13 protein-coding genes are annotated in these 12,838 nt (G+C 39.5%); 11 read left to right on the top strand and 2 right to left on the bottom strand.

Features of this window, described 5'->3' with window-relative positions:
- Window positions 1-62 precede the first annotated feature (62 nt).
- From ilvC to LIR34_RS02040, 7 genes are all read left to right on the top strand, one after another.
- Window positions 63-1,082, top strand: a complete 1,020-nt coding sequence (ilvC, locus tag LIR34_RS02070) for a ketol-acid reductoisomerase (protein WP_161286029.1) — start codon at window positions 63-65, stop codon at window positions 1,080-1,082.
- A gap of 239 nt (window positions 1,083-1,321) precedes the next feature.
- Entirely contained in the window at window positions 1,322-1,816 is a 495-nt protein-coding gene (locus LIR34_RS02065) for a signal peptidase I (protein ID WP_173901654.1), read from the top strand.
- Window positions 1,788-2,441: a TasA family protein gene (locus tag LIR34_RS02060; protein ID WP_161286027.1), complete on the top strand. Its 654-nt coding sequence runs from the start codon at window positions 1,788-1,790 to the stop codon at window positions 2,439-2,441. Before LIR34_RS02065 ends, LIR34_RS02060 begins: the two co-directional genes overlap by 29 nt.
- A 29-nt stretch (window positions 2,442-2,470) precedes the next feature.
- Complete coding sequence (locus LIR34_RS02055; protein ID WP_173901655.1) at window positions 2,471-3,016, top strand: hypothetical protein; 546 nt, start codon at window positions 2,471-2,473, stop codon at window positions 3,014-3,016.
- A gap of 14 nt (window positions 3,017-3,030) precedes the next feature.
- Entirely contained in the window at window positions 3,031-4,251 is a 1,221-nt protein-coding gene (locus LIR34_RS02050; RefSeq protein WP_173901656.1) for a hypothetical protein, read from the top strand.
- A complete protein-coding gene (locus LIR34_RS02045) occupies window positions 4,248-6,911 on the top strand; it encodes an isopeptide-forming domain-containing fimbrial protein (protein ID WP_173901657.1) in 2,664 nt (887 codons plus the stop codon). The genes LIR34_RS02050 and LIR34_RS02045 overlap by 4 nt, the downstream gene beginning before the upstream one ends.
- Window positions 6,912-7,027: 116 nt before the next feature.
- Window positions 7,028-7,507: a fibronectin type III domain-containing protein gene (locus LIR34_RS02040; protein ID WP_173901658.1), complete on the top strand. Its 480-nt coding sequence runs from the start codon at window positions 7,028-7,030 to the stop codon at window positions 7,505-7,507.
- 649 nt (window positions 7,508-8,156) lie between these two features.
- Here the strand turns inward: LIR34_RS02040 and LIR34_RS02035 are convergent.
- Window positions 8,157-8,570, bottom strand: a complete 414-nt coding sequence (locus LIR34_RS02035; RefSeq protein WP_173901659.1) for a BRO-N domain-containing protein — start codon at window positions 8,568-8,570, stop codon at window positions 8,157-8,159.
- Window positions 8,560-8,916: a BRO-N domain-containing protein gene (locus LIR34_RS02030; RefSeq protein WP_244092138.1), complete on the bottom strand. Its 357-nt coding sequence runs from the start codon at window positions 8,914-8,916 to the stop codon at window positions 8,560-8,562. The genes LIR34_RS02035 and LIR34_RS02030 overlap by 11 nt, the downstream gene beginning before the upstream one ends.
- A 112-nt stretch (window positions 8,917-9,028) precedes the next feature.
- Here LIR34_RS02030 and LIR34_RS02025 point away from each other — a divergent pair, with 112 nt between their 5' ends.
- The 4 genes from LIR34_RS02025 to LIR34_RS02010 all read left to right on the top strand — a co-directional run bounded on the left by LIR34_RS02025 (window position 9,029) and on the right by LIR34_RS02010 (window position 12,821).
- Window positions 9,029-9,700, top strand: coding sequence for a hypothetical protein (locus tag LIR34_RS02025; RefSeq protein ID WP_173901660.1), 672 nt, complete (start codon window positions 9,029-9,031; stop codon window positions 9,698-9,700).
- A 276-nt stretch (window positions 9,701-9,976) separates the two neighbouring features.
- Window positions 9,977-10,861, top strand: coding sequence for a peptidoglycan-binding domain-containing protein (locus LIR34_RS02020; protein WP_173901661.1), 885 nt, complete (start codon window positions 9,977-9,979; stop codon window positions 10,859-10,861).
- Window positions 10,862-10,929: 68 nt separating this feature from the next.
- Window positions 10,930-11,451 (top strand): YHYH domain-containing protein, encoded by a 522-nt coding sequence (locus tag LIR34_RS02015; RefSeq protein ID WP_334297680.1) that lies wholly within the window; start codon window positions 10,930-10,932, stop codon window positions 11,449-11,451.
- Window positions 11,452-11,495: 44 nt separating this feature from the next.
- Window positions 11,496-12,821: an Ig-like domain-containing protein gene (locus LIR34_RS02010; protein ID WP_180211166.1), complete on the top strand. Its 1,326-nt coding sequence runs from the start codon at window positions 11,496-11,498 to the stop codon at window positions 12,819-12,821.
- Window positions 12,822-12,838: the final 17 nt, after the last annotated feature.

Raw genomic sequence — 12,838 nt, 5'->3', positions numbered from 1 at the left:
GGGTAACAGCCCTTAACGATAAATTATGAAAAAATTTACAAATAGCTTAGGAGGAAACAAAGATGGCAAACAGGATTTTTTACCAGGAAGACTGTAATTTAGGATTACTGGATGGTAAGACCATTGCGATTATCGGTTATGGCAGCCAGGGACATGCACATGCACTGAACTTAAAGGAATCAGGATGTAATGTCATTGTGGGTCTGTATGAGGGAAGCAAGTCCTGGAAGAAAGCCGAAGAGCAGGGCTTTAAAGTATATACAGCAGCAGAAGCAGCAAAACAGGCTGACATCATCATGATCCTGATCAATGATGAGAAACAGGCTAAACTTTACAAAGACGACATCGAGCCAAACCTTGAAGAAGGTAACATGCTGATGTTTGCTCATGGTTTCAACATTCATTTCGGATGCATCGTTCCACCAAAGAACGTAGATGTTACTATGATCGCACCAAAAGCACCGGGACATACAGTAAGAAGCGAATATCAGGCTGGAAAAGGAACTCCATGTCTGGTAGCTGTAGAGCAGGATTACACAGGCAAAGCTCTTGACAAAGCACTTGCTTATGGTCTTGCAATTGGCGGAGCAAGAGCTGGTCTTCTTGAGACAACATTCCGTACAGAGACAGAGACAGACCTCTTCGGAGAGCAGGCAGTTCTCTGTGGTGGAGTTGTTGCACTGATGCAGGCAGGTTTCGAAACTCTCTGCGAAGCTGGATATGACCCGAGAAATGCATACTTCGAATGCATCCATGAGATGAAACTGATCGTTGACCTGATCTATCAGTCAGGATTCGCAGGAATGAGATATTCCATCTCCAACACTGCTGAATATGGCGATTACATCACAGGACCGAAGATCGTTACAGCAGAAACAAAGAAAGCTATGAAACAGATTCTTACAGACATCCAGGATGGTACTTTTGCAAAAGAATTCCTGCTTGATATGTCTGACGCCGGAAAACAGGTTCACTTCAAAGCAATGAGAAAGCTTGCTTCCGAGCATCCGTCAGAAAAAGTTGGCGAGGAAATCCGTAAACTGTACAGCTGGAATGGCGAAGACAAACTTATCAACAACTAAATAAATCTGTTGTATTTTAGTGGGCGCACCCTTTTGGGTGCGTCTTTTTTTGCCGAAATAAGAGGAACGAATCTGATTGACTTTCAAGGTATCGCAGAGTATGATAAGACCATCTTACACAAGGCAGACCTCTCTGCCGGGACTCTTCTTCTAAAGAGTTTCTTCAAAAATCCATTTTTGGTTTAAATTCATGAATTTTGACAGACTGAAAATTTTATATAAAAAAGAAAGGCAGATCTATGAAAACAGCAGAAAGGGCAGGGCGTCTTTTTCTAACCCTGTTTGGAATTGCAGGCCTGCTGTTTTTGATTCTTTCAAGGACAGGAATTTCCACAGATGTGGTCCTGTCGGGCTCTATGGAACCGGGGATCAGGACAGGAGGTCTGGTGTTTACAGATACCAGAAGGCGAGAACCGCAAACAGGAGATATTATCACTTACCGCCTGCGTGATGTACGGATAACACATCGTGTCGTGAGAAGAGAAGGAACAGTTCTGATCACAAAAGGAGATGCAAACGAAGGCGAAGATCCGCTGCCGGTAGAGGCAGAGCAGGTGCTGGGAACAGTGATATTTAGCATACCGTTTGTCGGATATCTGGTGACTTTTATGAAGCAGAGAACAATTCTGGCCATACTGACAGTAATGATCGGTCAGGAAATTTTTTTCTTTATCCAAAATGAACTGACAGAAAGGAGAATTCAATATGAAAGAAGACAAGAAGAGAAATCTTAAAAAAGCAGGACTTGCGGCGGGCATTTTATGCCTGGCATCCGTTGGCGGAATATCCGCGTATCTGACGGATTTTGATAAGGCGGATAATCAGTTTACAGTGGGAAAAGTTTCTATCGATCTGGAAGAACCGGGATTTGATCAGGAAGAGCAGACGAAGATTGAACCTGGTAAAGAAGTAAAAAAAGATCCTCAGATCAAAAACACAGGAGTAAATGATGCATTCGTGTATCTGGAAGTGGCCGTTCCAATGGCAGATGTGGAGACCGCAGCGGAAGATGGCACAAGACTGGATCTGAAAAATCAGGAGCTGTTTTCTTTTCAGGCTTCGTCGTCCTGGACGAAATTAAGTTCCAGAAAGGCTGGAGAGGATCAGATTTATGTCTATGCATATAATCAGATTCTGAAACCGGAACAGACAACAGATGCTTTGTTCGATTCCGTGAAATTTATCAACCTCATTGAGGGACAGTTGGATGAACAGAAACTGAACATACCGATCAGAGCATATGCGATCCAGACTTCTTATACCGGAGGTGATTCGGGAAGTGTGACCGATCAGGCCAAAGCAGCTTATGAAAAATATGTAAATCAGAACAAAGATAAAGAAGGTGGTGTCACACCATAAAATGACAAAAAAGAAAGCAGGTAAAGGGCATGAAAAACAGGAAGAGACTGGCAATGGCAGGAGCAGTATTACTGGGATTTGTTTTGGGGATTGGAGGTACAAATGCGTATCTGACCTCACATGACCAGATGGTAAATACAATTGGGATCGGTAAGAATACCACGACAATCGAGGAAGATTTCCCTATACCGTCACCAATTCCGGAAGACGAAAATTCTGATATTCCAAAAGAGGTAAGGATTGTAAACGGGCAGGGAGAAGCCGCTCTTGTCGACTGTTATATAAGAGTTTCTGTTGGTTATTCCAATTCGGATATAGGAAGGGCGGCAGTACTGAAACAGCTAGACAGGACGAATTGGCTGGAGGCAGAGGATGGATTTTATTATTATAAAAAAATCCTCAGAGAAGGCGAAAAGACGACACCACTTTTTTCCGGGATCTTTATAGATGCATCAAAACTGGAAAAGACCTATCTGGATCAGATCGACACCTTTGAAGTACAGATTTATGAAGAATCGGTGCAGGCAGCCGGATTCGGAGATTACAAAAGTGCATGGGAATATTACCGTACATAAAGGAGAGAGAAGCGATGAGAAAAAGAATAAAGACAACAGCAGGAATTCTCTTTCTGGGTCTTCTGTGTGTGTCAGGGACATATGGGTATTTCTCGGATACTTTACAGGTCGTGAATCACATTTCGGTGGGAGATATTAAGATCAGTATGGAAGAATATGAAAAAAAAGGGACAAAGGAAGTTCCTTACAGCAACACCGGCGAGATCCTTCCGGGTGCCGTGATATCCAAAATTCCCAGAATCACAAATCATGCACTTCCATGCTGGGTGCGTGCCAGGATCCTGTATACAAATTCGGTGAAGGAACTGGAAGGTCTGAATGACACAAACCTTTCAGGTTTTCCTGCCAAATGGATCCGACGTGGTGAATACTACTATTATACAAGTATTCTGAAGAAGAGAGAATCTGTCGACCTGTTTCAGAGTGTACACATTCCAGCTTCCTGGGAAAAGGAGCATGAGCTTCAGAAGCTGGGAATGGTCATTCAGGCAGAGGCAATTCAGGCAGCAAATTTCACACCGGATTTTGCGGCAATGTCACCCTGGGGAAATCAGCTGATCCGGCAGTGTATTCACGAAGAAAACGGAACAATGACCTGTAAGAAACCGCAGACAAAGCTGACGGTAGAATTTAATGGAAAAGCACATAAACTATTGGCTGTACCGGGAGATTTTTTTACAAATCTCGGAACTGCAATGCCAGGAGATGTTCTTACAGATACGATCACCCTGTCGAATACTACGGATGATCCGGCAGAGCTTCTGTTTCGCACCAGCGTGAAGGGCAGAAGCGAAGAGATGAGAGCTATGCTTAAGGATGTGAAGCTTACGGTAGCAATGGGAAATGAGATCCTGTACAGAGGAAATCTGGAATCAGCAGGACTTGAAAAAAACAGATCACTTGGAAGGTTTGCATCCGGGCAAACCGGAAATATGAAATTTCGTCTGGAGATTCCCACGGAGTGGGATAACCGAATGGCACAGAAATCAGCAGACGTTACCTGGATCTTCACGGTCAATGAGAAGGTAAAGGAAGTCGTCCCTGACACAGAAGAAACTTCCGGAAAAAAAGAATACTCCGGCAGAACAACAGTAGCAAAAGATGTCGAAGATCGGAAAAAAGCTCATGTTAAAACCGGTGATTTATCAAGTCCAGGTTTTCTTTTCGCACTTCTTATAGCTTCCGGTGGTCTGCTGCTCATGGTCAAAACATGGAAAGGAGGCAGGCGAACATGAAAAAAAGGGTGATTTCCGGCGTTTTTGCTGTGCTGCTCGCAGTTTCTGCCGTGACAGGAATCTCTGCCGCTTCAGATATGGAACTTTCAGGAGAGCCGCAGGAAACATTTCAGGATGAGACAGAAGAGGAAGAAATTCCAATAGAAGCACAGGAACCGGAATTTTCAGAAGGTGACAGCGGTGAATTTGAAGAATCACCGGAGACAGACTTTGAACAGGATTCTGCTGAGGAGTATTTTGAGGTAATAACCAGTGCTGATCAGGGTGTGATCGTGTTTGAAGCGGATCTTCTTAATCTGGAGAAAAACAGTAAAACAGATCTGAGTGAAGAAGAATTGCAGCAGTTACAGGAGCAGGAGCATACTTTTCAGGCAGGAGAAATCGTAGGATTTTATATTCAGCCTTTTGACGGGTATGAATGCAGAGAAGTAATGGCAGAAAGTGAAGGAGAAAATATTTCTGTAACTCTGGGAGAAAATCAGGAATATGAGTTTTTTATGCCCCAGGGACAGGTTCTTCTGCGGGCTGAATTTGAAAAGGATCATGAGGAAACAGCAGAAGAAGCAGATGTTTTTACAGATGGCAAAGAGACAGAAGATGTCGCTGCAGCCGCAAGAACCGTAGCTGTAAAGGCAGTGGCGGAAAACTACAAAATGCGGGCGGAATATGCATTTGCATATGCGTTTCGCAAAGGAGTGACAAAGCTGACGGAAGTGCGCGGAGCTTCTGCGAATCTTCCATCTAAACTGGATGCACAGTTTGGCTGGTCCCAAAAAGGAATGACGAATTATAAAAATACATTTTCTGCATGCAGCATTCAGAATGCAGATCAGAAGGGTAAAATTTCTGTAAAATATACAAATGTAGGAGAATATAAAGGAAAGATCGTGGATCTTCGGATCACTGTACCGGAATGGGGAGCGGTGAGCTATTCTCATATAGGCGTGGATGATACAGTAATTTCTCCCTGTGTCTTATTTTATAATGACAGAATTGCTTTTTCAACGGTTTCTGCAGGAAGTGTACGCTTTAAATTTGAGTTCTTTGATCATGCAACAGGAAGTCAGATTTATCCGAAGGGACATGTGACAATGATGGATCTCGACGGTGGACAGGGCTTTCGTGTATATGATGGCTGGGGTGTGGATGCCATGTATATCCGAAGTGGATATAAGCATCTGCAGGCTACGACAGGAACTACAAGTAATGGTGGCGCATACACAGAAGTGCGTGCACCGGAAGGGGTGGCAACAGAGATTGATGATGTCAAAGGATGGTGCCATGTGGATTTTAACAAATCTTTCACCTTAAACTGGCTTGCAGGAGAGGCTGGACTGAATGGTGTTAATCCTTATACTGCATTTTTTATGTCAGGAGCACAGACAGTCGGAACGTATGAGCCAAATGAAAAACCGGAGAAAAAAGTCGGCAATACGAATGCCGCTTACAGTGATATGACACGTCATGAATCAGAATCAGATACAGCGGAGGAAAAACCCTATCATATTCCAAAGAACAGAGAATTTGATTATGTGATAGCACAGACAGTCCTTCCGGGAGATTATAAAAAATTTGAGCTTACAGATAAACTGGATTCCTGTCTGGAATACAGGAGTGCTTCTGTAAAGACCGCACTCGGAAATGATGTTACACAGCGGTTTACGGTCAGCAATGCACAGAATACAGTAAAATTTACAGCTGCGGACAGTTTCCTTAAGTCAGATGCGATGTGCAACAATGTGACATATTATTTCAGGATTCATGTCAAGGTGAAGGCTGACAGAGTAGTTGCCGGTCATGGACATTATAAAGACGGAATGTATTATCATATTTCAAATCAGGCTGAGAGGCGGCTGGAATCTTCCAGGATGACAGATGTCCAAAAAACGAATGTATCGTGGGTGAGAGGCAGCATCGAAAGAAACTGCAGTATTCAAAAGACAGACGCAGCCGATGCAAACATAATCCTGTCAGATGCGGTGTTTGAAGTGTATGAATGGAACGAACAGAAGAAGAATTATACATCTGCAGGACAGAAGTTTTCATATTCGAAGAAAACAAAAACATATAGCAAAAAACTGCAGTATACCGGACAGAACAAAGGTAAGTTCAGACTTGTTGAGACACAGGCACCTGCAGGATATATAGGTGGATGGAAAAAAGATATTTCCATTTTGGATATGGAACAGGATTTTACACTAAAAGCAGAGAATACACTTGCCCGACTTCCATATGGTGAGATTACAGTGACAAAGAAGATTCTGGAAAAGGATATTATCTGGGCACATGGAAATCCGGTTTTTCGTTTTATAATAACCGGAAAAGATCAGAGAGGGATGGAACATAGTTATGAAAATTATGTAGAATTTGAGAAGGGAAATTATAATAAACAAGATGACTATGCGATTCTGAGCTGTACGATTTCCAGGATTCCACTTGGCAGATATACGATCAGTGAAAAAGAGACATTGCGCTATAGATTCCAGGATGTTACTACCGATACCTCAAATGTGCAGATTACAGGAAAAGACGGAATTGCAGTCCTGGACGGAGAAAACAAAACGGCGAAGCTTACCTTTACCAATATAAAAACGCGTTATGACGGATACAGCCATACAGATATAGTAAGAAACATAATACCAGTGAAAAAAACAGAATAAAAAACTGTAAAGAAAGAGCATTCTGAAAACGAGTGCTCTTTTATTGTGTAAAAAACATTTTGTAAAATCTGGAATTCAGGAGTATTCCAAAACTTAAAAGTTATAATTTCAAAGTAGTGTTTTCAAAATCAGCAGTCACATATAACGGAAAAGCACAGAAACCGGCTGTAACAGTCTACGCAGGAAACAAAAAGATTTCCGGCAAATATTATACAGTATCCTATAAAAACAATACGGCTGTAGGAACTGCAATGATTACCATTCAGGGCAAGGGTAATTATAAAAAGTATTCCGGCAAAACAACTTTCCGCATTAATTTACAGAAAACAACCCTTTCTTCAGCCAAGAGTTCTCGAAAAGGACAACTTCAGGTAACGTGGAAAAAAACGGCGGGCAATACAGGATATCAGATCCAGTATGCGACAAATGCGAAATTTTCCGGTGCCAAAACCAAAAATACAAAAGCAACACGCTATACCTTCAAAGGACTTAAGAGTAAAAGAAAATACTATGTGAGAGTCCGGACCTACAAAAAGGTAGGCAGTAATTACTGGTACTCCAAATGGAGCAATGTCAGAAATGTCAAAATAAAATAAGCTGATTAAGGAGTGCTAAAAGACTTTCTGAAAATTTCTATGACATTAGCAGAAATATTTGAGTAAATGTATAATAAAAATATTGAATTAGGTTTCAAAAAAGGTAATAAAGGTAATAAAAAATCCCGGAGTCTGATGACTCCGGGATTTTTGCTTCTGCAATATCAAATCGGGGCAACAGGATTTGAACCTGCGACCTCACGGCAGACATTAAAATCATAGAAGTATTGATTTTAATGGGGTTTTAGGAAATGAATTTACAATAGTAATCAAAAAAGTAATCAAAGATCGAAGAAAGGAGACTCTTCTACACTTGCCAGATAGTAGAAGGTTATAACAGGATAAAATAAATGAAAAAATGCTATTACACAATACAGACATAGGCTCATAGATTATCAGTGGAAGAATGCTGATGGTTTATGAGCCTTTTTTTACTTTTTATTTTGGATCAGACAGTCCCGGAATGGATGGATCAGCAAACCCGGCAGCAGGAATGATGATCCGGTATATGTCTTTACGAATGACTTTGTATTTTGCCCTAAAATCGGTTCTATGCCAATAGATGGAGAATTTTTAGCCAGAAAAGTATAGAAACGCTTCTAGGAGAGAATATAAGGTGTAGAGGGGGATTAGTTGCACTTCTTGGAATCTACTTGATCTTGATTTTAAATTGTCTGGCTTTCGGCTTACAGGAGAGCATCAGTACTTCGTAGAGACCGTTCTCGGTGAGAAACCAGTATTCTGTATTGATCTGGAGTACACCGTCTTTATTGTAGGCGGGGTTGAAGATCTTTATTTTTTCTTTCACATCTACATTTTTTAAGAACACATCCATTTTATAACTTCCATCTGGACGCTTACTATAATCAATCCACTCCGCGACATCTCTAGCCAGGAATAATGGATTTTCTGGTGTTCCGAATACTCTGACGGTTTTATCAAGAAATTCTTCTTCACGGAGAAGTGAAAGAGCGGTGGAGGTAGTTGAGTTGGCAGATTGAATTTCTTCTGTTACCTGCTCCGGTGTGATTGTTGCTGCGATTTTACTTGTGTTACTTGTCATTGTTTTTAGCTTTCTCAAGTTTGCTGCCGAGGATGAGAGAGTAAAGACCGGATTCGTTGATAATGGTTATAGATCTCATCTGACCTGCGTACTCGATTTGGGTACGCAGCTTATCTTCTTCGCTAACGTGTTTTGGAACTGCATTTTTAGGATTTGCATATCCCAATGCTTCTGCAACATCCTTACCCACAAACCACGGTTCTCCATCAATAGTAAGAGTACGAAGATTTCCGAACTCAGGATGAAGAGAAGAGTTAAAGGTACGGATCTGAGGTGGAAGAGTAGGTGTAGGTGCTGGTAGAATATAGATTGACAGATTTACGCTTAAGGAATAGGATGAAATCAAATAAAACGCACAGGGGATGATAAAACTGTTTTGTGTAGTACAGGAACTTCCAGTAAAAAAACAGAATAAGAGAGGTTATCCTAAAAGACTTGAGGTATATCCTGAAACAAAGATGATATTGGATAGAGTAGAGACTACTTGGTGGAGGTATCGTTTCAGCGAAGAATGCTTTGAACGCTCAGTGAAAAAAGCATACAAGGTTACAGTGCATAAAAGTTATCGGGAAGGTGGGAAAATCAAGAAGATACAGGCAGTTATTGGAACGTTTAACTATTATGACTTGGCAGAAGGATGTATAGATCCTGACAAAATAGCTGTGGGAATACAAAGAGCAGCAAAAAAGCTCAAGGTTTCTGACGAGAGCATTGCAGTGTTGTTTGTCGAAAAACTTCAGGTGTTTGAAGAGGCAATACAAAAGAGCTTTCAGCAGACAGAAGAATATAAGACGCATAAACAGCATGAACAGATCATTGCAGAATATGAGAAGAACAAAAAGACATTTTACGAGAAATTTGAAATGAAAGAAAGTACAGATATATATGCTCAGTGCTACGATGTTTTTGGTGAACTGAAGAATCCGAAAGAATTGGAGCATATACAGAATATGTATGAAGGAAGAAAACGAAGAGAGCAGAGTAAACTTGAAGAACGTGATCGAAAAAGAGAAGAGCGGCAAGCTGAGAAGGGGAAAAACAGTAGCTACAAAGAGCCAAGAAAAACTAAGAGAGGCAGAGCAAAAACTAGCGGATCGAAAATAATTTCATTTGCGGACTATCGAAAATAAGAATATTTCGTTCTACATATTTACAATTATGCACAAGAAGCGTATAATTCGGTATAACGAAATTGTGAAATGTGTGTGAAATGTGTGTGAAATCGAATGCCAAAAACTGAATATGGATAATGCCGGGAAACCGGGAGAAGAATCTACAGGATGATAAGTAAGTGATTGGCAGGAGATTGTAATAAGAAACAGAGAGAACAAGATAATAGAATGCGTCACTTTCCTAGAAAGTATGGGGAGTGGTGCTTTTTATTAAATAAAAACTACGGGGGTAGGATGATGAAAAAGAAAATTGCTATATTGGCAGTAGCTTTGAGTTGTGCTTTAAGTATCAATGTTCCTGCTGCAACAGAAAAAGACATTGATGATATGACACTGGAAGAACTGAAGGTTGAGTATTTGAAATTACAGCTTGAGTATGAGAAATTGAAGGCTACTGTGGAAGATGGGTCGGAAGATACTTCTACTAATGAAGAGAATACAGCAGAAGTAGAAGATGAAAGTAAAGACAAGACCGTTCAGATGAACGAAGAAGAATTTAAGACGGATATTGTGAATTCGTATAATGCAAGAGGTGTTATCGCGGACAAATATACAGTTGCTGAATTAAATACAATGACATCAGAAGAAACTGTTTCATATGATGAAGAATGTGCGGAATCAGAACGTGATTTTTATGAGAAGTATAAAAACGCAGTGTTTACAGATCTGAATATACAATATTTATGTAATCAGTATATTAATGGATTGAACAAACAATATAATGCAAAGAAAATTTGGGATGATACACAGGATATTAATAAGTTTCTCAATAAATTTAACTCAGGGTATTATAATCGAGCATATGTGATAGTTGAATTGTCCGATTATTATAGCTTGCCATTTGGTGATGTTGAGGGTATGCGTGTAGATACCGCGGCAATGGATTCTTTAAATGAAGCAGAAACAAGAAATAAAGCAGTAGATCAGATGACAGTTCAGAAAACACAGCAGTTATTAAATGATATTGGCTTTTATTGCGGTAAAGCAGATGGCATTTCTGGGAAACGTACTGTAAAATCCATTAAACGATTTCAACAAATGTACGGCTATGAACCGGAAGATGGAATGATTGATGAAGAATTGATTAGTCAGTTGGAAACTGAATTGAGTAAAAAGTAACACAAAAATCATTTTACGGAGGATAAAAGCGTATGAGCAAATTGGCAAAGAGATTATCTGTTTACGCTATGTCAGGAATGCTTATCTTTAGTGCTGTTCCGGGGAATGTACAGGCACATTCAGGAAGAACCGATGCAAGCGGAGGACACCATGATAATAAGAATGTAAGTGGTCTGGGATCATATCATTATCATTGTGGTGGTTATCCAGCACATCTGCATAGTGGCGGTGTATGTCCTTATAGTACATCTTCGTCTTCTAGTGCTGAAACTGTTAATGTTTCATCAGGGAGTGTTGTAGGATTTTCTTTTAAAGACGGTGGGGCTACTTCATCAGCTGCAAGTACAGCGGCGGCAGCATCTTCTAATACGGTACAGCTGAGTTCTGGCAGCAGTGTAGCAATATCTAAAGATCTGATAAAGATTGTGCAGGATGTTCTGAACCAGAAAGGCTATGATTGCGGCACACCAGATGGAATCGCAGGTAACAAGACCAAAGCAGCGTTGCAGAAATTTATCTCAGAGAACACTTCTGATGATACAGACAACAAGATCGTAAAAATGGTTGCTGAAGGTTTAGGGATAAAATAGAAGTGGGAGAGAAAAGCCCCAAATATTAAGTGGAGAATAAAAGGATGAAGAAGAACAAGATAAAATGGATTGGCAGTATAATTTTTTTGCTTTTAATGATGTTTACTGTGACAAAAAAAGTGTCAGCAGAAACGTTATTTAAAGGTGCTGAAATAGTAAAAAGTGGGTCAATAGTTGTTGATTCAGGGGAGGAAAAAGGGCTTCTAAGAATTAACAATTATGATGGAAATAGTGTTTATTTAGCTTATTGCGAAGTATCACTTTATTATTCGTATTATAATGAGTATTGTAAAAAACCGATAAAATTATCAGCACGAACAATAAGCGGATATGATGATTCAGCAGATATAATATCATATTCTTTGGGGAAAAATGAGGCGGGATATATTTTCTTCGGTGATGAGTATTATGATTCTAATAAACTAGAAATAGTTGTTGATAATGCGGATTATTCAAAAATATATAAAATAAAATACCGGATAGAAAAATATAATGGAATTTCGACAAATTTAGTTATTCCTTCAACTTATAAGATGAAAATAGGGGATGTAAAACAATTAAATTTTAAGTCTAGATCTCCGTATAAAAGTTTTCCATATGTTGAATGGAAGTCAAGTAATCCTAAAGTTGCTACGATAGATAGTACATGTTATATCGTAGCAAAAAATAAAGGTAAAACTGTACTAACGGGCACATTAGAGAATGGTAGAAAAATTAGATGTACAGTGATGGTATCGACACCAGCCCCGTATATTAATTATTATGCATATACTTTAAATAAAGGGCAAACAGGTAATTTGAAGATTATGTATAATAATAAAAAAGTAAAATGGTCAAGTTCAAATAAAAAGATAGCAACAGTTTCATCTAGCGGTAAAATAAAGGCGATTGCTGTGGGAAAATGTGTAATAACAGCAAAAGTTGGATCTAAGAAGTACACTTGTAAAGTAAGTGTGGTATATCAAAATCCTAATTTTGGAGCTGCATTAACAAAGTATGACACCAGAGAAAATTGTTTTATTGTAAAAGTTAGAAACTGGGGAAATAAACCGGTATATATTAGTCCGTCTAATGCTAAAGCAATTGATGTAGATTATAAAAGCTATGACAGAACTTTAAGACTGTCAGGTGGAAAAACAATTAAAATTAATCCTAAAAAACTTGTAACGTTAAGGTTTTATGTAAATGGTAGAGTAACGTGGTATGATTATACAGATTTTACTATTTTTTATAGGTTTATATATGATGGAAAACAATATGAAGGTCATACTTGGAGTAGTGACAGTGTTTATAAAAAAGGCTCAAAGTGGTATAAGACATATTGGACAACATATGAAGAAAAATATGAAGATTGGAGTTGGACATATTAATGTAACGTATCTTCAGT

It is taken from the genome of Blautia sp. MSK17_66 (assembly GCF_020538025.1).
Classification (GTDB): domain Bacteria; phylum Bacillota; class Clostridia; order Lachnospirales; family Lachnospiraceae; genus Blautia_A.
The sequence above is the reverse complement of the archived record's forward strand: the minus strand, read 5'-3'. Positions and strand labels throughout refer to the sequence as shown.

Excerpts from the sequence above, each read along its gene's own strand:
- LIR34_RS02055 (WP_173901655.1), top strand. The coding sequence starts at position 2,471 with ATGAAAAACAGGAAGAGACTGGCAATGGCAGGAGCAGTATTACTGGGA.
- LIR34_RS02025 (WP_173901660.1), top strand. The coding sequence starts at position 9,029 with ATGATATTGGATAGAGTAGAGACTACTTGGTGGAGGTATCGTTTCAGC.
- ilvC (WP_161286029.1), top strand. The coding sequence starts at position 63 with ATGGCAAACAGGATTTTTTACCAGGAAGACTGTAATTTAGGATTACTG.
- LIR34_RS02035 (WP_173901659.1), bottom strand. The coding sequence starts at position 8,570 with ATGACAAGTAACACAAGTAAAATCGCAGCAACAATCACACCGGAGCAG.
- LIR34_RS02050 (WP_173901656.1), top strand. The coding sequence starts at position 3,031 with ATGAGAAAAAGAATAAAGACAACAGCAGGAATTCTCTTTCTGGGTCTT.
- LIR34_RS02065 (WP_173901654.1), top strand. The coding sequence starts at position 1,322 with ATGAAAACAGCAGAAAGGGCAGGGCGTCTTTTTCTAACCCTGTTTGGA.
- LIR34_RS02020 (WP_173901661.1), top strand. The coding sequence starts at position 9,977 with ATGATGAAAAAGAAAATTGCTATATTGGCAGTAGCTTTGAGTTGTGCT.
- LIR34_RS02045 (WP_173901657.1), top strand. The coding sequence starts at position 4,248 with ATGAAAAAAAGGGTGATTTCCGGCGTTTTTGCTGTGCTGCTCGCAGTT.
- LIR34_RS02010 (WP_180211166.1), top strand. The coding sequence starts at position 11,496 with ATGAAGAAGAACAAGATAAAATGGATTGGCAGTATAATTTTTTTGCTT.
- LIR34_RS02015 (WP_334297680.1), top strand. The coding sequence starts at position 10,930 with ATGTCAGGAATGCTTATCTTTAGTGCTGTTCCGGGGAATGTACAGGCA.
- LIR34_RS02060 (WP_161286027.1), top strand. The coding sequence starts at position 1,788 with ATGAAAGAAGACAAGAAGAGAAATCTTAAAAAAGCAGGACTTGCGGCG.